At 70.0% G+C, this 17,901-nt stretch carries 24 protein-coding genes and 1 tRNA gene; 13 read left to right on the top strand and 12 right to left on the bottom strand.

The genetic code is table 11. The features are described 5' to 3' along the window. Positions 1–64 precede the first annotated feature (64 nt). Positions 65–934, bottom strand: a complete 870-nt coding sequence (locus BJP65_RS05675; protein WP_055834018.1) for a Bax inhibitor-1/YccA family protein — start codon at positions 932–934, stop codon at positions 65–67. 142 nt (positions 935–1,076) lie between these two features. Here BJP65_RS05675 and BJP65_RS05670 point away from each other — a divergent pair, with 142 nt between their 5' ends. The 5 genes from BJP65_RS05670 to BJP65_RS05650 all read left to right on the top strand — a co-directional run bounded on the left by BJP65_RS05670 (position 1,077) and on the right by BJP65_RS05650 (position 5,948). Next, positions 1,077–2,057 (top strand): glycerophosphodiester phosphodiesterase family protein, encoded by a 981-nt coding sequence (locus tag BJP65_RS05670; protein ID WP_070408509.1) that lies wholly within the window; start codon positions 1,077–1,079, stop codon positions 2,055–2,057. A 238-nt stretch (positions 2,058–2,295) separates the two neighbouring features. After that, a complete protein-coding gene (locus BJP65_RS05665) occupies positions 2,296–3,225 on the top strand; it encodes an NAD(P)/FAD-dependent oxidoreductase (RefSeq protein WP_070408508.1) in 930 nt (309 codons plus the stop codon). A gap of 61 nt (positions 3,226–3,286) precedes the next feature. Then, positions 3,287–4,312 (top strand): ABC transporter ATP-binding protein, encoded by a 1,026-nt coding sequence (locus BJP65_RS05660; RefSeq protein WP_070408507.1) that lies wholly within the window; start codon positions 3,287–3,289, stop codon positions 4,310–4,312. Further along, positions 4,309–5,394, top strand: a complete 1,086-nt coding sequence (locus BJP65_RS05655) for an ABC transporter permease (RefSeq protein WP_070408506.1) — start codon at positions 4,309–4,311, stop codon at positions 5,392–5,394. The genes BJP65_RS05660 and BJP65_RS05655 overlap by 4 nt, the downstream gene beginning before the upstream one ends. Before the next feature lie 128 nt (positions 5,395–5,522). Beyond that, positions 5,523–5,948, top strand: coding sequence for a hypothetical protein (locus BJP65_RS05650; RefSeq protein WP_070408505.1), 426 nt, complete (start codon positions 5,523–5,525; stop codon positions 5,946–5,948). Positions 5,949–6,005: 57 nt separating this feature from the next. Here the strand turns inward: BJP65_RS05650 and BJP65_RS16495 are convergent, their stop codons facing one another. From BJP65_RS16495 to BJP65_RS05640, 3 genes are all read right to left on the bottom strand, one after another. Continuing rightward, on the bottom strand, positions 6,006–6,329 hold the full coding sequence (locus tag BJP65_RS16495; protein ID WP_156784824.1) for a hypothetical protein: 324 nt from the start codon (positions 6,327–6,329) through the stop codon (positions 6,006–6,008). Positions 6,330–6,763: 434 nt separating this feature from the next. Next, positions 6,764–6,970, bottom strand: a complete 207-nt coding sequence (locus tag BJP65_RS05645; protein ID WP_055834028.1) for a hypothetical protein — start codon at positions 6,968–6,970, stop codon at positions 6,764–6,766. Positions 6,971–7,024: 54 nt separating this feature from the next. Continuing rightward, positions 7,025–8,020 (bottom strand): GTP-binding protein, encoded by a 996-nt coding sequence (locus BJP65_RS05640; protein WP_070409866.1) that lies wholly within the window; start codon positions 8,018–8,020, stop codon positions 7,025–7,027. A gap of 80 nt (positions 8,021–8,100) precedes the next feature. Between BJP65_RS05640 and ykgO the strand changes: the two genes are divergently transcribed. The 4 genes from ykgO to BJP65_RS05620 all read left to right on the top strand — a co-directional run bounded on the left by ykgO (position 8,101) and on the right by BJP65_RS05620 (position 9,118). Continuing rightward, a complete protein-coding gene (ykgO, locus tag BJP65_RS05635; RefSeq protein ID WP_055834032.1) occupies positions 8,101–8,223 on the top strand; it encodes a type B 50S ribosomal protein L36 in 123 nt (40 codons plus the stop codon). A 20-nt stretch (positions 8,224–8,243) separates the two neighbouring features. Next, positions 8,244–8,432, top strand: coding sequence for a hypothetical protein (locus tag BJP65_RS05630; RefSeq protein WP_055834035.1), 189 nt, complete (start codon positions 8,244–8,246; stop codon positions 8,430–8,432). An 84-nt stretch (positions 8,433–8,516) separates the two neighbouring features. Further along, the gene (locus BJP65_RS05625) at positions 8,517–8,825 is read left to right on the top strand and encodes a helix-turn-helix transcriptional regulator (RefSeq protein ID WP_070408504.1); all 309 of its coding nucleotides are present in this window, start codon (positions 8,517–8,519) and stop codon (positions 8,823–8,825) included. Next, positions 8,822–9,118 carry a hypothetical protein gene (locus BJP65_RS05620; protein ID WP_055936231.1) on the top strand — a complete coding sequence of 99 codons (297 nt, stop codon included), beginning with the start codon at positions 8,822–8,824 and terminating at the stop codon, positions 9,116–9,118. Before BJP65_RS05625 ends, BJP65_RS05620 begins: the two co-directional genes overlap by 4 nt. Before the next feature lie 114 nt (positions 9,119–9,232). Here the strand turns inward: BJP65_RS05620 and BJP65_RS05615 are convergent, their stop codons facing one another. From BJP65_RS05615 to BJP65_RS05590, 7 genes are all read right to left on the bottom strand, one after another. After that, positions 9,233–9,457 (bottom strand): RNA-binding S4 domain-containing protein, encoded by a 225-nt coding sequence (locus BJP65_RS05615; protein ID WP_055834045.1) that lies wholly within the window; start codon positions 9,455–9,457, stop codon positions 9,233–9,235. A 70-nt stretch (positions 9,458–9,527) separates the two neighbouring features. After that, positions 9,528–9,944, bottom strand: a complete 417-nt coding sequence (locus tag BJP65_RS05610; RefSeq protein WP_070408503.1) for a hypothetical protein — start codon at positions 9,942–9,944, stop codon at positions 9,528–9,530. After that, positions 9,941–10,345, bottom strand: a complete 405-nt coding sequence (locus BJP65_RS05605; RefSeq protein ID WP_070408502.1) for a helix-turn-helix domain-containing protein — start codon at positions 10,343–10,345, stop codon at positions 9,941–9,943. Before BJP65_RS05605 ends, BJP65_RS05610 begins: the two co-directional genes overlap by 4 nt. Positions 10,346–10,470: 125 nt before the next feature. Then, positions 10,471–10,546: transfer RNA gene (locus BJP65_RS16490), tRNA-Met, on the bottom strand. A 92-nt stretch (positions 10,547–10,638) separates the two neighbouring features. Next, positions 10,639–11,367, bottom strand: coding sequence for a GntR family transcriptional regulator (locus BJP65_RS05600; RefSeq protein WP_083285723.1), 729 nt, complete (start codon positions 11,365–11,367; stop codon positions 10,639–10,641). Next, a complete protein-coding gene (locus BJP65_RS05595) occupies positions 11,348–12,262 on the bottom strand; it encodes a DMT family transporter (RefSeq protein ID WP_070408501.1) in 915 nt (304 codons plus the stop codon). Before BJP65_RS05595 ends, BJP65_RS05600 begins: the two co-directional genes overlap by 20 nt. A 30-nt stretch (positions 12,263–12,292) precedes the next feature. Continuing rightward, positions 12,293–12,730: a MarR family winged helix-turn-helix transcriptional regulator gene (locus tag BJP65_RS05590; protein ID WP_070408500.1), complete on the bottom strand. Its 438-nt coding sequence runs from the start codon at positions 12,728–12,730 to the stop codon at positions 12,293–12,295. A 54-nt stretch (positions 12,731–12,784) separates the two neighbouring features. Between BJP65_RS05590 and BJP65_RS05585 the strand changes: the two genes are divergently transcribed. Continuing rightward, positions 12,785–13,153, top strand: a complete 369-nt coding sequence (locus BJP65_RS05585; protein ID WP_070408499.1) for a VOC family protein — start codon at positions 12,785–12,787, stop codon at positions 13,151–13,153. 106 nt (positions 13,154–13,259) lie between these two features. Beyond that, complete coding sequence (locus BJP65_RS05580) at positions 13,260–14,198, top strand: hypothetical protein (protein WP_070408498.1); 939 nt, start codon at positions 13,260–13,262, stop codon at positions 14,196–14,198. Between the two features lie 42 nt (positions 14,199–14,240). Here BJP65_RS05580 and BJP65_RS05575 read toward each other — a convergent pair whose 3' ends face one another. Further along, on the bottom strand, positions 14,241–14,636 hold the full coding sequence (locus BJP65_RS05575) for a YccF domain-containing protein (protein WP_055936254.1): 396 nt from the start codon (positions 14,634–14,636) through the stop codon (positions 14,241–14,243). 143 nt (positions 14,637–14,779) lie between these two features. Between BJP65_RS05575 and BJP65_RS05570 the strand changes: the two genes are divergently transcribed. Together BJP65_RS05570 and BJP65_RS05565 are read left to right on the top strand one after the other, a co-directional pair. Beyond that, complete coding sequence (locus BJP65_RS05570; protein ID WP_070408497.1) at positions 14,780–15,256, top strand: general stress protein; 477 nt, start codon at positions 14,780–14,782, stop codon at positions 15,254–15,256. A gap of 94 nt (positions 15,257–15,350) precedes the next feature. Beyond that, positions 15,351–17,795 (top strand): ATP-dependent helicase, encoded by a 2,445-nt coding sequence (locus BJP65_RS05565; RefSeq protein ID WP_055834088.1) that lies wholly within the window; start codon positions 15,351–15,353, stop codon positions 17,793–17,795. Positions 17,796–17,901: the final 106 nt, after the last annotated feature.

Raw genomic sequence — 17,901 nt, 5'->3', positions numbered from 1 at the left:
GCGACTCGACGCGACGACGAAGGGCCGCCCCGAACGGGACGGCCCTTCATCGTGAATCGGTGCGTCAGTTGTTGCCGCGGATGATCGCGATCATGCGCAGGATCTCGACGTACAGCCACACGACGGTGACCATGATGCCGAAGGCGCCGACCCACGCGTAGACGCGCGGGGCGCCGTTGCGGACGCCGCGCTGGATCTGGTCGAAGTCGAGCACCAGCGAGTACGCGGCCATGATGACCACGAGCACACCGAGGATCAGACCGATCGGGATGCCGGCGATGGTGGCGCTGCGCAGACCGAACGCCATTCCGTCGGGCAGCACGCCGAAGAGCATGAGGCCGACGTTCAGCAGGCTGAAGACGAGGTAGCCGACCATCGCGATCATGAAGATCTTGGTGGCACGCTTCGAGGCGCGGATCTTGCCGCTGGCGAAGAGGGCGAGGGTCACACCGACGACCGAGAGGGTCGCGAGGGTCGCCTGCACGACGATGCCGGGCAGCATGAACTCGAAGAACGCCGAGATTCCACCGATGAACAGACCCTCGAACGCCGCGTAGGCGATGAACACGGGGACCGACGGCTTCTTCTTGAAGATCGCGACCATGGCGAGCACGAAGCCGCCCAGGCCGCCGATGATCATCGGAGCAACGCTCGGGTTGGGGTTGGCGACGCTGACGCCGCTCATCGTCCAGATCCAGCCGACGACGGCGGTGACGACGAGGATGCCGAAGAGGGCGAGGGTCTTGAAGACGGTGTCTTCGACGGTCATGCGACCGGTCTGGGCTGCGCTCGCCGCGGGGGCGGCGTACGCCCCTTCGATCGACGCGTCTGCGGCGGGATCGACGGCCGGGGGCGGGCTGTAGCGCGTCTGGGCGCCACCGGCTCGAGGGTCCTGGAACGCCGGGTTGCTGAATGCCGGGTTGTTGAGGGCCACGGGAACTCACACTCCAAAGATGGTGATCACAGCACCGTGCTGTCAGACAACACTAGCCGAGGGGGCCGCGGGATTCCTTGTGCTGACTGGGATTCTGCTTTGAGCGGACCCGTTGTTCACCCGGCGTCGTTAGCGTGACGGAATGCCCCTCGTGATCGGCCATCGCGGCGCCCCCGGGTACCTCCCCGAGCACTCCCGCAGCTCGTACGCGCGAGCGATCGCCGCGGGAGTGGATGCCGTCGAGCCCGACGTCGTCCCCTCGAAAGACGGCGTGCTCGTCGTGCGTCACGAGAACGAGATCAGTGCCACGACCGATGTCGCGACGCGTCGCGAGTTCGCCGACCGGCGCACGTCGAAGACGATCGATGGCGGGCGGCTCGAGGGGTGGTTCACCGAGGACTTCACCTGGGCGGAGCTGCAGACCCTCCGGTGCCGGGAGCGCATCCCCGCGATCCGTCCCGCCAGCGCCGCCCACGACGACACCGAGCCCGTGCTGCGCCTGCGCGACGTGCTCGATCTCGCCCGCGAGGGGGGAGTCGGGGTGGTGCTCGAGATCAAGCACGCGGCCGCGTTCGCCCGCCTCGGCTTCGACATGGCCGAGCTCGTACGCGACGAGCTGCGCACGGCGGGATGGACGGATGCCGTCGACTCCCTCGTCATCGAGTCGTTCGAGCCGCTGGTGCTCACGCGGCTGCGTGACCTCGGCATCCGCGTTCCGCTGGTGCAGCTGATCGAGGCCGACGGCGCGCCGTGGGACCTGCGGGAACGCGACGGCGCCGATGCCACGGGGTACGCCGCGATGCTGACCCCCCGGGGGCTCGACGGGCTCGCCGCCGAGGTCGACGGCATCAGCCCCGACAAGCGCCTCATCCTCGCCCCCGACCGCTGGGGCCGCGCGCGCGGTCCGGCGCCGCTCGTGGCCGAGGCGCAGGAACGCGGTCTGCGCGTCTTCACTTGGACATGCCGTCCCGAGAATATGTTCCTGCTGCGCGCGTATCGGCGGCCCGGCGGCGCCGCGGCGTTCGGCGACCACCGCGCGGAATGGTCGGTGCTGCGCGACGCGGGGCTCGACGGGGTGTTCGTGGATCATCCCGACCTGGGGGTCGAGTTCTTCCGGAGTTGAGCTGCGCTCGTGTGCGGGACGGCGGCCGAGCGCCCTGCGGAGCGGGCTCGGCGCGTGCGCCCGGGCATACGCGGGCCAAACTCCTGAGTTCTCGGTCGGCGGTCACCGTCCTCGCCGGTGTTCGTCGGCCGTGCCGAGGTTTCTCAGGAGTTTGGGCCGGTCCGTGGCGGTCGCGAGTCCGGGAGCGTCCCGACGCAACCCCGTCCCTCGGCCCCGCATGGCGCGGGAGGATGACCGCATGACAGTGGATGTGACGGTCGTCGGCGGCGGGATCTCCGGGCTCGCGTGCGCGCGAGCGGTGCAGGATGCCGGGAGGTCGGTGCGCGTGCTCGATCGGGGGCGCCGCGTGGGTGGGCGCCTGGCGAGCCGCACGATCGACGGGCGCGCGGTCGACCTCGGCGCGTCGTACTTCGTCGTGGGCGAGGCGGAGCGCTTCGGCCATCTCGTCGCCGACTGGGAGGAACGGGGTCTCGCCCGCCCCTGGACCGACACCTTCGCCGTCATCGACGCCGACGGCGGGCAGACGCCCAAGCCCGGTCCGATGAGATGGGCGGCTCCGCTGGGCTCGCGTTCGCTGACGCTCGACCTGGCCGAGGGGCTCGACGTGGTGTCGGAGCACGTCGTCGAGCGGGTCGAGCCGTACCGTGTCGACGGTCGCGACGCCGGCGAGGTGGTGCTCGCGATGCCCGCCCCTCAGGCTGCGCGGTTGACGGGTGAGGCTCCGGGTGGCGCTCAGGACTGGGAGCCGGTCATCGCCGTGATGCTCCGGTGGGACGACAGGCAGTGGGATGCCGACCTGCACGGTGCCTTCGCCGACGGCGACGCCGACGTGTCGTTCCTCGCTGACGACGGCGATCGTCGCGGCGACGGTGCTCCCGTGCTCGTGGTGCACACCACCGCCGACCGCGCCCGACGGCACCTCGACGACCCCGACGCGGCGATCGCGCCCGTCGTCGCGGCGACCCGCCGACTCCTGCGGATCGATGCCGATCCCGTCGCCGCGCGCGCCCACCGCTGGACCTTCGCCCGACCCGTCGAGGCGACCGGGGAGCCGTTCTTCCGCTCGCCCGGGCTCTCGGCCTGCGGTGATGCATGGGGAGAGAGTGCGGCGGTACGCACCGCGTGGTCGTCGGGCGACGCTCTCGGCCGGGCGCTGGCGGCATCCTGAGTCCTGGCATCCGCGAATCGCGAGACGAGGCACGTCGGAGCTCCCCTCTAGGGTGGGGGCCATGGAAGCCGGTATCGAAGTCGCGGGAGTGAGACGGTCGTTCGGTTCGGTGCACGCCGTGCGGCAGGTGACGTTCACCGCCGCACCGGGCCGCGTGACGGGACTCGTCGGACCGAACGGCTCGGGCAAGACCACGCTCATGCTCATGCTGGCGTCTCTGCTGCGGCCCGACGACGGTGAGCTGCGCATCGGCGGCATCGACCCCGTCGCCGACCCGGCCGGTGTGCGACGCGTGCTCGGATGGATGCCGGACTCCCTGGGCGCGTGGCCCAGCCTGACGGCGCGAGAGGTGCTGGTGGCGACCGCGCAGCTCTACGACCTGTCGCGTGACGCCGCGCGTTCCCGCGCCGACGAACTGCTCGAGCTCGTCGACCTGACCGCGCTCGCCGCGGCACCTGCCCGCGTCTTGTCGCGCGGACAGAAGCAGCGTCTCGCTCTGGCCCGCGCGCTCGTGCACGACCCGCGCGTGCTGTTGCTCGACGAGCCGGCCTCGGGTCTCGATCCGCAGGCGCGCATCGCGCTGCGCGTGCTGTTGCGACGCCTGGCCGCCGAGGGACGCACGATCCTGATGTCGAGTCACGTGCTGTCCGAGCTCGAAGAGGTCGTCGACGACGCCGTGTTCCTGGTCGACGGACGCACCGTCGCGGGCGACCGCATCGCGGCGGCGGCGACGCGCGTGCGGGGGTGGCGCGTGCGACTGGCGACCGACTCCTCGAGGTCGGTCGAGGCGGCGCGCGGAGATATCGCGGCGGCCCTCGGCCGCTCCGGCGACGAGATCGGTCTCGACCGGCGCGATGCTCTCGTGCCGTTCGCCGACGACGCGGGTGCCGTCGCGGGGCTGCGCGCTCTCGTCGGCGCGGGCCTACCGGTGGTGGAGTTCGCTCCCGCCGTGGGTGATCTCGAGCACGCCTTCCTCGACCTGCGGTCCGAGTCGGCGCCGCCTCCGCCTCCGCCGGGCGCCGCCGCACCGGGGCCGACGGCGCCCGCCGTGCCCGATGACCGCGACGACGAGGGGAGCCGCGCATGAACCCGCACCGCCTGCGCACGATCATCGGGATCGAGCTGCGTCAGCGCGTCCGCTCGGTGGGCTGGTACGTGCTGCTCGGGATCTTCGCCGCGATCCTGCTCGGCATCATGGTGCTCTCGCTCGCCGCGTTCTCGCTGTGGAGCGGCGGCAACGAGTGGTTCTTCTCGCTCGTCATCATGCTCGTGCTCCTGCTCGTGCTGCTGGTGTCGCCCACGCTCAGCGGCAGCGCGGTCAACGGCGACCGCGACGGCGCGACCCTTGCTCCCGTGCAGGTGACGCTCGCCACGACGACCGAGATCGTGATCGGCAAGTTCCTGGCCGCCTGGATCTCCGGTCTCGCCTTCCTCGTCGTGGCCGTGCCCTTCCTCATCGTGTCGACGTTCGCCGGGGCGCTGAATCCGGGCGTGATCGTGAGCTCGCTCGGCATCCTGATCCTCGAGGTGGGCATCGTCGCGGCGATCGGGGTGGGTTTCAGCGCGGTGGTCGCGCGGCCCATCTTCTCGGTGGCCAGCACGTACCTGGTGGTCGCCGCGCTCACCATCGGCACGCTGCTCGCCTTCGGATTGGGCGGCGCCGCGCTGCGCACGCCGCAGGTGACGGTGAGTCGCGACGTCGACTGGAACGCGGTGCCCACCGGCTGCGACCCGGGCGCGCCGAGTCCCGGGGCGGGGTGCCCCACCTACGACGAGCTCGAGTGCGTCGAATCGAGGTCGTACGGCGAGACCCCGCGCTTCGACCGCGTGTGGTGGCTGCTCGCGGCCAACCCCTTCGTGATCCTCGCGGATGCCACGCCGCCGACGTATCGCGACGGCTACCCGTCCGACCTGTTCTCGCAGATCGCCTCGGGTGTGCGCCTCGCGCAGATCGAGCCCGACCCGGCGCCGCGCTACGACGCCTGCGCCGACCCCGCGGGCAGCGCTTACGACTACCCGACCACCGAGGAGCAACTCGCGGGCACCGCGCCGAGCTGGTTCGTGGGGCTGCTGCTGCAGGCGGTGGTCGCCGGTGGGCTGCTGTGGTGGGGAATCTCGCGAACGCGCACGCCCGCGAAGCGCCTGCCGCCGGGGACGAGGATCGCGTAGCGGCTGAGGGGCGCCGCCCGACCTTCGCGTGAGCCTCGTTTTCACCCGGGAGTTGGTCCGTCGAGAACGTGCACTGTACCGGTTTCACCCCAGGTTTGTCGGGGTGGGTGGGCCGCTAACGTAGTTTCATGAGCGACCACTCGAAGCTTTTGACTACCGAGGCAGGACTAGAGCAGCTTCGGGCGGTCGCGTCCGAGAAGACCGTGGTTGCATACGCGTTGCAGGGATGCAACGACCTCGCGATGTTCGTGAACCTTCCTCTGGCTGAGCCCGGGCCGGTCTACGGCTGGGTGGGGCTGTGGCGCAGCGTCGAGGATCAGGTCGCCGGTGCGCCACCGCACACCGTGATTGCTGGGGGATCCTCGACCACGGCGAACGAGCTCGGGGCGCTTCTCGACCGCTCCCACCCTCTCGCGCACCGATCGAGCCAGCTGGTGGGCGGCGACACCGTCTTTGTGCACTCGACTAGCGCAAGGAACGTCGAGGTGCCGGTGCGCCGGGTGAGCGACACGACTCCGTTGCTCTCAGCGTGGATGCGGGCGGCCGCTCGCTAGCTCACAGCATCGTGGGGGCGGCCGCAACAACGCGACGGCCCCCACGACTCTTGTCGTTCAGAGGGTTCGAGGGTCTTCTCGTACATAGACACCGCAGGTGATTGTCCAGCCTGCGAGGGAAACCCATCCCGACATCGATGCCCCGAATTTCTTACCTTTCATCGCGAAACCGACGTCAGTCTTGTTGCCGTAGAAGCCTGTGCCCCACCAAGGCCCCAGGTCTTTCTTGCCGCCGCTGTAGGAAGGTCCCCACGAGATGTCGAGGTTCCGGCCTGTGATGATTCCGGCCGTGGAGTGGAGTGAATAATCAACTCGCGCCCTTCCGCCGGCCTGGCTTGTGTAGATGTAAGCCGTTCCGCAGTTGTTATTGCTGGCTGCCATGGTTCTCAATCGCCCGGGGGTCTCATTGAGGCCACACATCGTCAGACCCTCTCGAAGCGCCCGGGCTCGATCTGACTCCGAGAGTTGATCGCAGTTCCACGTCAGCGTTATGACGCCCGCGCGATCCACGGTTACACGAGAATCATCCGCCTGAGGTGCGGTCGACTGCGCAATTGCGGCGGGGGACGGAAGAGCGAGAGCCAAGACTCCCGCCACGAGAACCGTCACCGTCCACTTGCGTCCGAAAAATCTCGTCATGTCCCCTCCAAATGTCCGTCTGCCTTGTGCGGGGACAGTATTGGAGTTGGCAGTCGCTCAGAAGGTGGTGCTGGATTCGTGCCCGGGGTGAGGGATGAGCGAGTAGAGGGTGATCAACTCTCGGACTCAGGGGTGGCGCCCAAAAAGCAAGAAGGATGCCACGCACGCAGATGCGTTCAGGCGTGACCCTCGGCGGCGGGGAACCCGGGATCGTCCGCCGGGGCGTCGCCGTCGAGCGCGTCGCCCGTGTGGTTGTCGAGCTCGACGTGTTCCTCGGACTCGGCGGCGTCTTCGCGCACCTCGTCGGTCACGGCGTCGGTGGGGGCGGCGGAGTCGGCGTGGGCGTCGTCGGAGTGGCGGGAGGGGATCTCAGGAGTGCTCATGCGGCCACGTTGCGCCACGCGGCCGCCACGGTGAACCGGCTTGACAGGTCGTCGTCAGTCGGTGGCATCGGGGATCGACGACTCCACCGCGGGCCAGGCGGGCAGCGGGTCGTCGAACAGCGCCCAGGCCGCGGGGCCGCTGGCGAGCTCGTCGTCGGTGAGAGCGGCCCGGTCGAGCACGTGCGCGAGCTTCGGCGCCGAGAGGTCGAGGCCGGTGAAGGCGATCTCTTGGCCCATGCCCATGAGTCCGTCGTCGGCACCGATCGGTTCGAGCCAGATCGCCGAGCCGACGTGCTCCCACCGCGCCAGGATGCCGGGGCGTGAGGCCAGGCGACAGAATCCCGCGGAGCGCACGAGGCGTCCGGCGGCGCCGTCGTCGAGCCGGTCGAGCGCGGCCGACAGGCGGGCCGGGTGGAACGGCCGCAGCTGCTCGTAGCGCACCGTCATGACGCGGTTGTCGCGCATGTAGGGGTCGTGCTCGGCGTTGAGGGCGTGCACCCAGCCCGCTCGCTCGAGGATCTCGCCGTCGCGGGGAGCTTCCGAGTGCAGGTCGCTGAGCGGATCGCGCGACAGGCGCACCACGGCGGTGGGGTTCAGGTGCGAGGCGAGTGCCATCTGCACGGAGAGGGCCGCGGTGGGCACCTGCTCCCAGTTGATCCAGACGATGCGTGTCGCCAGCTCTAGGGCCAGGGCCGCCTGCCGCGCGCGTGCACCGACGTCGGCGCGGGTGTCGCCGGGACGAGCGGATGCCACGAGGGGCGCCTCGTCGAGCAGGTCGCCCACCATGTGCCGGGCGTCGACGACGCAGACCGCTTCGACCTCAGCGCCGCCGCGCGAGGCGATCGCGTGGATGAGGTCGACGTCGGTGCCGAGGTCGACGACGGCGTGCGCGGTGCTCGGGCGTGACCGCGGGTGGGGAAGGGCGTGGGAGGACCGGAGGTCGGCGAAACGCAGCAGGTGCAGCGGGCGATCGAGCGCGGCAGCGGTGCGTTCGGCGTAGGCCCGGCGTTCCGGTGCGCAGACGCCGAGGATGGCGATCGTGCGGGGCATGGCATCCACCTCTCGTTTGTCAGGGGGCTCCCGACACCCTACCGTGTTAGTGAGAACGGTTATCAACAAGGAGGATCCCCATGAAAGTTCGCGCTTCGCTGGCGTCACTCAAGAAGCAGCCCGGTGCGCAGGTCGTTCGCCGCCGCGGTCGGGTGTTCGTGATCAACAAGCAGAACCCGCGCTTCAAGGGGCGTCAGGGGTGACGCCTTCGTAGAATCGCCCCATGGAACTCGGGGCGCTCGCTGTGGGGATCGCGATCGGTGTCGCGGTGGCGGGCGCGGGGCTCGGCATCGGGCGCCGCGCCCAACGGCGACGCGACGACGATGACATCCGCGCGGCGGCCGAAACGGCGTGGATGCGGGCCGCGTTCGGCGAGGGTCGGTCGAGCGGAGACCGCGACGACCTGCCGTGACGTGCCGTCGGCACGCGAACGAGAATCGCTCCCAATAACCTGAACACATTGCAATTCGTGCATGTGTATGGTCGAGTGGATGCCGTGGACAAGATCGCGGGACTCGACGAAGCCGCGGAACTGTTCAAGGTTCTGGGCAACGAGTCGCGTCTCGCGCTCGTGTGGCTCCTGAGCCGCGAACAGCTCACGGTGAGCGTGCTCGCCGAGCAGGCGGGCCTGTCGCAGCCGTTGGTGTCGCAACACCTGCGGACACTGCGCCAGGCGGGCTTGGTGAGCTCGGAGCGCGAGGGGAAAGAGATTCGATACGCCCTCGCCGACCAGCATGTCGCGCACGTCGTGCTCGATGCGATCGCCCACGTCCAGGAACCGAACGACCAGGGGAACGAACAATGAGCACCACCGAAACCCACGCCGAGCACTCCGTCGACGAGCACGCCCACGGCGACGACTGCGGCCACCAGAAGATCGAGCACGGCGACCACATCGACTACGTGCACGGCACGCACCACCACGCCCTGCACGGCGACCACTACGACGAGCACGAGTCGAAGGCCGAGCACACCGTCGACGAGCACCGTCACGGCGACGACTGCGGCCACGAGAAGATCGAGCACGACGGCCACGCCGACTACGTGCACGACGGTCACCGCCACTCGCTGCACACCGACCACTACGACGAGCACTGATCCGCCGCTGAGCCGAGCGGCATCCCGTGTCACGAGCTCGGGATCTCGCCTGCCGGGCCCGCTTCTCCTTCGGGGGGAGCGGGCCTTTCCCGTGTCAGAGGGGGTGCGGTGACGTCACGGCTGGACGCGGAGCGACTGCCCCTCGAACGTCACGACATCGCCGACCTGCAGCTGTCGCCCGCGCTGGCGTTCGACTTCGCCGTTCACCTTGACGTACCCGTCGATGATCGCCTCTTTGGCGTCTCCACCGGAATCGACGATGCCGGCGAACTTGAGGAACGCGCTCAGACGAATGCTCTCGCTGCCGATGAGGACGTCCTGGGGTGCGGGGCTGGTCATCGCTCCAGTCTGGCACCGGTCACGGCGTGGGCGCGGGTTCCGAACGCCGGGCCTTCCGAGGCGGCGGCGCTCAGCTTGACGCCGACGCCTGGGCTGCGAGCCTCCATCGGTTCACATGGGGAGGCAGCTCGGTGGTCAGAGTGACCCAGAAGAACTCGTCGTTCATCGCGCGGTAGCCGGAATGCGAGGCGATGTTGCGCATCGTCCTCAGGGCGGTGAACACCTCAATCGGGGTGGTCGCCAGGAAGTCGGCGAACTCGTCGGTCTCGAAGAGCGCAGCCGCCCGGATGATCGCCATCGAGCCGGACGCGTGAGCGGGAGAGTTGCGCTGGAATGCGTCCCTTCCACCGCTCGTCGCGTGGGTGAGGAACGCGTCGATCGCGTCGACGCTGTCCAGGAAGTTCTCCTGCGAAACGTCTTTCCGCGGACGATCGGTGCGGGGTGCACGAGTGAAGGGCTTGGCCGGCACGGGCTCGGAACCCGTCACAACGCGGCCATCGGTGTCGAGTCGAGGAATGCGGGGCGCCGCTCGTCGTCGACGATCACGTCGACGGAGAATCCGGTGAGCTTTTCGACGGCATTCACGAACGCCGCGATGTCGAAATAGCCGCGCCCGCTCTCGACGCGGGCGAGCAGGTCGATGTCCGACGAGAAGTGATCCGCTCCCGTGGCCACCGAGCCGAAGACGCGGATGTCACGGAGCCCGTGACGCAGTCCCGCCTCGACGATCGCCCCGGCATGCTCTTCGACGGCCAGACTCGGCCGGTAGTCGGCGGCGCGGAGGAGGCGCTCGAAGGCGTCTGCACTGGGGTTCCTCGTCCCGGATTCCACGGCCGCCACATTGGGCTGACTCATACCCGTGGCTCGCGCCAGATCGGCCTGAGACATCCCCCGGTCGAGGCGAGCGGCTCGCACCAGCTGCGACGCTCGGCTGTGGTCGAAAGTCCCTGTCACGGTATACCTCCGTGATATAGCCTACGCGTGGCGACGTTCTCCTGCCCGTGGTGCGGAAGTGGACGCGACGGCGGGAGTCGAACCCGCCACGCCTTCGGTTATGAGCCGAGGCCCGGGACCGCCCGGATCGCCGCGATGTGCCCTCACGCTAACCCGGGCCGCGGACGCGCGGTGCGGGCGTTGCGAGAAGTGACGACAGATGTCGCCGTGTGGCGCTCGACCCCGCGTCAGCGCGCGCGCCGCCCGTCGATGATCGCCCGCGTCGAGTGGTCGAGGTGCGCGCGCACGGCCCGCTCGGGCTCGTCCAGCGCCGCCCGCACGTAGGCGCGATGCTCGGCCGTCAGCGTCCCTGGCGCGTACGCCGGACGCACGTGGGTGAGCAGCAGGTGCATCTCGGAGTCGAGGCGCCGGTACTCCTCGGCGATCCGCGGGCTGCCCGCGGCATCGACGAGGGCGAGGTGCACGCGGGCGTGCGCGTCGAGCGTGGCGGGCCAGTCGCCCGAGGTCTCGGCGTCGGCGAGGGCGTCGAGCGCCGCGTCGACAGCGGGCGGATGGATGCCGCGATCCCGCACGATCCGCAACGCCTCGGTCTCGAGGGCGCAGCGCAGCTGCTGCAGCGCGATGAGTGCGTCATCGTCGAGCAGCGAGACCCGCACGCCTCGATAGGGCTCGGCGGTGACGAGGCGTTCGCCGGCCAGGCGGGTGAGTGCGGTGCGAGCGGTGTGGCGCGAGACGCCGTGCGTCGCGCTCAGCTCTTCTTCGCGTAGCGGGGTTCCGGGGGCGAGCTCTCCCGACAGGATGCCGGAGCGCACCGCGTCGGCGACGAGGTCGGCGGCGCGGGGGCCGGGGGAGTCCGCGATGGCGCGGCCGGGTGCCGTCGAGGCGCGGGTGTCCCGCCCGGCACCACCGCGTCCAGCCGCGGCGCGCGCGGAGCCGTCACGCCCGAGCCGTGGCATCCGGAACCTCCTCGCGCCGACGCGACGGAACCGAGACCACGGCGAGGCCCACCGCGATGAGCGCGAGGCCGACGGCTCCCACCGGGGTGAGCTGCTCGTGTAGCACGAACAGCCCGAGCAGCGTCGCCGCGAGGGGCTCGGCGAGCGTGAGGGTCGAGACCGTGACGGCGGTCAGCCGTGCGAGCCCCCAGCCGAACAGCAGGTAGGCGATCGTCGTCGTGATCACTCCGAGCCAGAGCGCGAGCGCGAGGCCGTTGGGAGTGAGCAGCCAAGAGGACCCGGCTACCAGCAGCACCGGCAGGCTCGCCACCGCGGCGACACCGAAGACCGTGCCCATAACGCGGGTGGAGTCCCACCCCCTCTCGATCAGCGCCTTGCCGCACACCGTATAGAGGGCATACGACATTCCCGCGCCCGCCGAGGCGAGGAGGCCGCTCGGAGCGAGCGCGATCGAGCCGCCGGTGACTCCCGACACCAGCACGACACCGGCGAGGGCGATGGCGGTGGCGAGCATCCAGCGCGGCGAGGGGGCGCGACGCAGGCGCACGGCATCCACGATTCCGGTTGCGATCGGCGCGGAACCCAGCGCGACGACCGTGCCGATGGCTACGCCGTTCTCGCGGGTGCCGAGGAAGAAGAGGGGTTGGTAGGCGAGCACGCCGATTGCGGCGAGGGCGACGAGGGTGGCCGTCTTGGTCGACGACGCCGTGGGTGCTTGCTGCGCCTCGGGTGATCGGCGGCGCAACAGTGCCAGCAGGCCCAGAATGCCGCCGCCCACGACGATTCGCGCGGCACCGACCGCGAGGGGAGAGGCGTCGACGCCCGCGAGCGCTTGCGCGGTGCCCGTGGTCGAGAAGCACAGGGCCGCGGCGAGGACCGCGAGAGCGGGAAGCATGCACAGATTGTTACACAATCTGCGGCGGATCTACCCACGCAGCGCGTGCACCATCGAACGCAGCGCGTGCAGGGCGGCGGCCTGCTCGGCGTCGGACATTCCGCTGAGCATGCGACGTTCCACCGAGCGCACGGCAGCGCTCGCCGCCTCGAGGGAGCGGAGGCCGCGCGCGGTGAGACGCGTGGGCAGTGCCTTGCCGACGGGAGCGGCGTCCGGGCGCTCGACGATGCCGTCGCGCTCCAGTGTCTGGAGCAGCACGTTCATCGACTGCCGCGTGACGAATGCCCCGCGCGCGAGGTCGGAGTTCGACAACCCCGGACGCTGGGCGAGGAGCTCGAGGCAGGAGTAGTGCGTGATCGTCATGCCGAGGGGGCGCAGGACGTCCTCCATCGCGGAGCGCAGCGCGCTCGCCGCCTCTTTGAGCAGGTACCCCAGCGAGGTGTCCAGATCGATGCGCTCTTGCGTCATGTCAGTATTCTGACATACAGTGGATGTCAGATAACTGACACACAAGGAGATTCCATGCCTGTCACCGGCCCCGACTTCCTTTCCCTGCAGGTGCGCGATCTCGACGCCTCGCACGCCTTCTACGCGCGCTACCTCGGACTCGAGCGCTCACCCGCGGGACCCCCGCACGCCGTGGTCTTCACCACGACGCCGATCGCCTTCGCCCTGCGCGACCTCGCGCCGGGGACGGACCTGAGCGGTGTGGCGCAGCCCGGGATCGGCGCAGCCGTCTGGCTGCACGCCACCGATGTGCAGCAGATCCACGACGCACTCGTCGCCGACGGTCACCGCATCGTCACGGACCCCATCGACGGCCCCTTCGGCCGCACGTTCACTTTCGCCGATCCCGACGGATACCACGTCACTCTGCACGACCGGGCCTGACCGCCGGTCCTCGTGGCCGCGCTCGCGCGCCGCGGTCGCGACGGGCGGCCCGGGTGGCCCGGTCTTCGCGGTCGGAGCGCGCGGGAGTGCCCGCTAACGTAGGTGCATGGCGACGACGACGGGGCGAGGCGTTCTGGCGCTGAGCACCGCCGGCGGACTCCTCGTGCTCGGCCTCATCCTGTCGTTCGTGGTCGATCCCTTCACCCGCGCTCCCGTCGTCGTGGACGCGACGACCGAATGGTTCGGCCGCGGTCTGCTGCTGCTCGGGGTCGTCTGGGTCGTGATCGGCATGGTCGCCGCCCGCACCAGCCTGGTGCGTCGCCCCGGCGCCGCTGCCGCGCGCGCGACCTGGATCGCGTCGACGCGACCCTGGCGGGCCCGCGAGTCCAGCCTCGGACTGCTGCCGCTCGACCGGTGGTTGATGATCCTCATTCCGGGCGGCCTGCTCGTGGCGACCCGCATCGTGCAGACGCCCCGCGACGGCCTGTGGGGCGCGGCCGTGGCCATCGCCAGCTGGCTCGTCTTCGCGATCGTCGTGCGGCTGCTGCTCGGCAAGCGCTCGCCGTGGCCCATCATCGCGGCCGTCGGCGGCGCGCTCGTGCTGCGCTGCGTCGTCGCCCTGACGGCGGTGGCGCTGTCGGGCTCCGAGGGCATCTGGTCGGGGTTGTGGACCATCCCCGCGGTGCGGGTGCTCTATCTGACGGGGGCGTTCGCCCTGCTCGCCTGGGTGTTCGTCGCCGCCGGGTGGTCGCTCCGCCCCCAGCTCGGACGCCGTCGCGCGACCGGTATCGCCCTGGCCGGCATGGGCGTGGGGTGCGCGGTCCCCGCGGTCACGGTGGCGTTCATGGGAGCGGGTGCTGCGCTGCGGTCGTGGAACGAGCAGGTGGGCGTGCTTCCCTGGGACCTCGCGCGCTTCGCCGGCGCGCGGGACGGAGCCTTCCCGGTCGAGCTCGTCATCACCACCGCGGTGATCGGGGCGGTCGTCACGCTCGTCGGCATCCTGCTCGCCCTTCCCCGACGGGTGTACGAGCGCACCGCACGCTGACGCGCCGGGGTGAGCCGCCGTGCGCGCCGGCCCACGCGCGGATCACCGGTCGAACGGACCCCCGCGACGGAGCTCGCGCACCTCTTTGCCGAGGGGCATGAGCGAGACCGGCACGAGCTTGAAGTTGGCGATCCCGAGCGGGATGCCGATGATCGTGACGCAGAGCAGCAGGCCGGTGACGACGTGCTCCAGTGCCAGCCACCACCCGGCGAGGATGACCCATACGACGTTGCCCAGGAACGAGCCCACACCGGCGGTGGGCTTGGACACGATCTCGCGACCGAACGGCCACAGTGCGTACAGGCCGATCCGGAACGCCGCGATGCCCCACGGGATCGTGACGATGAAGATGCACAGCACGATCCCCGCGGCGAAGTAGCCCAGGAAGAGCCAGAAGCCCGAGAGCACGAGCCAGAGGACGTTGAGGATGAGGCGCATGTCCCCATCATGACCGGCCGGGCTGTGTGGCATCCGGGGTTTGACAGCCCCGGGCCTATCCAGGGGCAGGACGACGCGCAAGCGCCCCGCCCGTCGAGACGCGGAGGGCTAGCGTGAGGCCCATCCGAGGGAGAGGAACCCCCATGACCGACGTCACCCGCGCCACCCCCGAGCGCCGCACACTCTCGAGCTTCAGCGACTACACCGGAGCGCAGGCGGCCGTCGACCGCCTCTCCGACGCCGGCTTCCCCGTCGAGCACACCGCGATCGTCGGGCACGGCGTGCGCATCGTCGAGCAGGTGACCGGCCGCCTGACCCGCGGACGCGCGGCGGGTCTGGGCGCCGCCTCCGGTGCCTGGTTCGGCCTGATGATCGGCGTGCTGCTGGGGCTGCTCACCCCCGGAGGATTCCTCGGCCTGCTGGTCTGGGGCCTTGTTCTCGGCGCCGTGTGGGGTGCGGTGTTCGGCTTCGCCGGTCACGCGTTCACCGGCGGCCGCCGCGACTTCTCGTCGGTGCAGGGACTCGAAGCCGAGCGGTGGGACGTGACGGTGGATGCCGAGCACTACTCGCGCGCCCAGTCGCTGCTGTCGTCGGGGGCGGCGGGCGAGGCGCGGGCGTAACGTTTCGCCGGGGCGGGGGTCTCGCGACATCGCGGGAGCCCCGCGGCCGGCTCGGAGGGCCGATGTCGGAGGCCCCGCCTAGACTTGACCCGCCATGACCGACGCCTCCACTACGCCCCTCATCGTCGGCGGGTCCGCGCCGTCGGACGCCCGCCCCGACGCCGACCTGCTCGAGGGACTCAACGGTCCCCAGCGCGATGCCGTCACCTACCGGGGTCAGGCGCTGCTCATCGTCGCCGGCGCCGGATCGGGCAAGACCAGCGTGCTCACCCGGCGCATCGCCTCGCTGCTGCGCACGCGCGAGGCGTATCCGAGCCAGATCCTCGCCATCACGTTCACGAACAAGGCCGCGGGTGAGATGCGCGAGCGCGTGCACCAGCTCATCGGGCAGAAGTCCGACGGCATGTGGATCTCGACGTTCCACTCGGCGTGCGTGCGCATCCTCCGGCGCGAGGCCGAGCAGTTCGGCTTCACCAAGGCGTTCACCATCTACGACTCGGGCGACTCGCGCGCTCTCATCAAGCGACTGGTCAAAGAGCACGAGGGCGATTCGTTCGGCCTGACTCCCGCCGGGACGCAGAGCCGTATCTCGAAGCTCAAGAACGAGCTCGCCGACGCCGAGTCGTACGCCCGCTCGGCCAACATGAGCGACCCGGCCGAGCGCGTCTTCGTCGAGATCTTCGGCTCGTACCAGCGCGAACTGCAGCGGTCCAACGCCTTCGACTTCGACGACCTCATCGCGCAGACGGTCTACCTCTTCCGCGCCTTCCCGCAGGTCGCCGACGTGTACCGCAAGCGGTTCCGGCACATCCTGGTCGACGAGTACCAAGACACCAACCACGCGCAGTACGCCCTCATCCACGAACTGACGCGGCCCCCGGGATCCGACGCCGAGCCGATGTCGGCCGGCGGCGGAATGATGATCTTCGAGGCCGAACCCGTCGGCGAAGATGCGGCGTCCCTCACCGTCGTCGGTGACTCCGATCAGTCGATCTACGCCTTCCGCGGCGCCGACATCCGCAACATCAGCGAGTTCGAGCGCGACTATCCGGGCGCCAAGGTGGTGTTGCTCGAGCAGAACTACCGCTCGACGCAGAACATCCTGTCGGCGGCCAACGCGGTCATCTCGAACAACTTCGACCGCAAAGAGAAGAAACTCTGGACCGACGTCGGCGCGGGCGACCCCATCATCGGCTTCACCGGGTACTCGCAGCACGACGAGGCGCAGTTCGTCGCCGACGAGATCGAATCCCTGCACAAGAAGGGCGTCGACTACTCCGGTGTCGCGGTGTTCTACCGCACCAACTCGCAGTCGCGTGCGCTGGAAGAGATCTTCATCCGCTCAGCCGTGCCGTACAAGATCATGGGCGGCACCAAGTTCTACGAGCGCGCCGAGATCAAGGACGCCCTCGCGTACCTCGTCGCCGTCGCCAACCCCGCCGACGGCATGGCCGTGCGCCGCATCCTCAACCGTCCGCGCCGCGGCATCGGCGATGTCACCGAGACCGCGATCGCCCGCTACGCCGCCGAGCACGGCATCACCTTCCGCGATGCGCTGGCCAACTCGGCGCAGATCGGCGTCGGACCCAAGCTGCAGAAGGCCATCGACCAGCTCGATGCGGTGCTCACCGAGGCCACGGCGATCATGCTGCCGGCATCGGGAGAACTCGCTCCCTCCACGTCGGTCACCGAGGGACTCACGCTGCTCCTGAACAAGAGCGGTTACTTCGACGCCCTGCGCGCCAGCCGCGACCCGCAAGACGAAGCGCGCCTCGAGAACCTCGACGAGCTCGTCGCGGTGACGCGCGAGTTCGCCCGCAACAACCCCGAGGGCACGATCATCGACTTCCTCACCGAGGTCACCCTGGTGGCGGATGCCGATGACCTCGACGACGCGTCGGGCTCGGTCTCGCTCATGACCCTGCACACAGCGAAGGGCCTCGAGTACGACGCGGTGTTCCTCACCGGCGTCGAAGAAGACCTGTTGCCGCACCGCATCTCGGCCAACGAGCCGGGCGGTCCGCAAGAGGAACGCCGCCTCTTCTACGTCGGCATCACGCGAGCCCGCAAGCGCCTGCACGTCTCGCTCGCGATGACCCGCGCCCAGTTCGGCGAGGTCACCGTGGCCATGCCGAGCCGGTTCCTGCAAGAGATCCCGGCCGACCTCATCGACTGGCGTCAGTCGCCGGGCGACGTCAACGGTCGAGGTGGCTCGCAGTCGCGCGCGCTGAACGCGCGCGGCGGCCGATGGGCCGGTCAGGGCGGCTCGGGGGGCAACCGCTACGGCGACGACCTCGTACCGCTTCCCAAGCGTGCGCCGGCCGACCCGAGCAAGTTCCCCAACCGCATTCCGGCGAAGGTGCGCGACAACGGCGACCTGGTGCTGGCCGCGGGAGATCGCATCCGTCACGACGACTTCGGCGAGGGGCGTGTCGACGCCGTCACCGGCGAGGGCGCGAAGCGCGTGGCGCACGTGCGCTTCGACACGGTGGGGCCGAAGAAGCTGCTGGTGAAGATCGCGCCGATCGCGAAGGTGTGAACCGGCGCGGCGTCGGACCACGCCGCGCCATCTCAGACCACGACGGGGCGAGGTCGCGGTCGGGCCGGCCGGACCCGCGACAGGGACCGCCCGGATAGGCTGGAAC

Source organism: Microbacterium sp. BH-3-3-3, assembly GCF_001792815.1.
GTDB lineage: Bacteria > Actinomycetota > Actinomycetes > Actinomycetales > Microbacteriaceae > Microbacterium.
The sequence above is the reverse complement of the archived record's forward strand: the minus strand, read 5'-3'. Positions and strand labels throughout refer to the sequence as shown.

What these genes read in the sequence shown, in the direction of transcription:
- BJP65_RS05640 (WP_070409866.1), bottom strand. Translation starts at nt 8,020, where the DNA reads ATGCCCCGCACGATCGCCATCCTCGGCGTCTGCGCACCGGAACGCCGG.
- BJP65_RS05660 (WP_070408507.1), top strand. Translation starts at nt 3,287, where the DNA reads ATGGAAGCCGGTATCGAAGTCGCGGGAGTGAGACGGTCGTTCGGTTCG.
- BJP65_RS05590 (WP_070408500.1), bottom strand. Translation starts at nt 12,730, where the DNA reads ATGACGCAAGAGCGCATCGATCTGGACACCTCGCTGGGGTACCTGCTC.
- BJP65_RS05580 (WP_070408498.1), top strand. Translation starts at nt 13,260, where the DNA reads ATGGCGACGACGACGGGGCGAGGCGTTCTGGCGCTGAGCACCGCCGGC.
- BJP65_RS05665 (WP_070408508.1), top strand. Translation starts at nt 2,296, where the DNA reads ATGACAGTGGATGTGACGGTCGTCGGCGGCGGGATCTCCGGGCTCGCG.
- BJP65_RS05645 (WP_055834028.1), bottom strand. Translation starts at nt 6,970, where the DNA reads ATGAGCACTCCTGAGATCCCCTCCCGCCACTCCGACGACGCCCACGCC.
- BJP65_RS05570 (WP_070408497.1), top strand. Translation starts at nt 14,780, where the DNA reads ATGACCGACGTCACCCGCGCCACCCCCGAGCGCCGCACACTCTCGAGC.
- BJP65_RS05670 (WP_070408509.1), top strand. Translation starts at nt 1,077, where the DNA reads ATGCCCCTCGTGATCGGCCATCGCGGCGCCCCCGGGTACCTCCCCGAG.
- BJP65_RS05650 (WP_070408505.1), top strand. Translation starts at nt 5,523, where the DNA reads ATGAGCGACCACTCGAAGCTTTTGACTACCGAGGCAGGACTAGAGCAG.
- BJP65_RS05630 (WP_055834035.1), top strand. Translation starts at nt 8,244, where the DNA reads ATGGAACTCGGGGCGCTCGCTGTGGGGATCGCGATCGGTGTCGCGGTG.
- BJP65_RS05565 (WP_055834088.1), top strand. Translation starts at nt 15,351, where the DNA reads ATGACCGACGCCTCCACTACGCCCCTCATCGTCGGCGGGTCCGCGCCG.
- BJP65_RS05655 (WP_070408506.1), top strand. Translation starts at nt 4,309, where the DNA reads ATGAACCCGCACCGCCTGCGCACGATCATCGGGATCGAGCTGCGTCAG.
- BJP65_RS05600 (WP_083285723.1), bottom strand. Translation starts at nt 11,367, where the DNA reads ATGCCACGGCTCGGGCGTGACGGCTCCGCGCGCGCCGCGGCTGGACGC.
- ykgO (WP_055834032.1), top strand. Translation starts at nt 8,101, where the DNA reads ATGAAAGTTCGCGCTTCGCTGGCGTCACTCAAGAAGCAGCCCGGTGCG.
- BJP65_RS05605 (WP_070408502.1), bottom strand. Translation starts at nt 10,345, where the DNA reads ATGTCTCAGGCCGATCTGGCGCGAGCCACGGGTATGAGTCAGCCCAAT.
- BJP65_RS05585 (WP_070408499.1), top strand. Translation starts at nt 12,785, where the DNA reads ATGCCTGTCACCGGCCCCGACTTCCTTTCCCTGCAGGTGCGCGATCTC.
- BJP65_RS05620 (WP_055936231.1), top strand. Translation starts at nt 8,822, where the DNA reads ATGAGCACCACCGAAACCCACGCCGAGCACTCCGTCGACGAGCACGCC.
- BJP65_RS05595 (WP_070408501.1), bottom strand. Translation starts at nt 12,262, where the DNA reads ATGCTTCCCGCTCTCGCGGTCCTCGCCGCGGCCCTGTGCTTCTCGACC.
- BJP65_RS05615 (WP_055834045.1), bottom strand. Translation starts at nt 9,457, where the DNA reads ATGACCAGCCCCGCACCCCAGGACGTCCTCATCGGCAGCGAGAGCATT.
- BJP65_RS05575 (WP_055936254.1), bottom strand. Translation starts at nt 14,636, where the DNA reads ATGCGCCTCATCCTCAACGTCCTCTGGCTCGTGCTCTCGGGCTTCTGG.
- BJP65_RS16495 (WP_156784824.1), bottom strand. Translation starts at nt 6,329, where the DNA reads ATGGCAGCCAGCAATAACAACTGCGGAACGGCTTACATCTACACAAGC.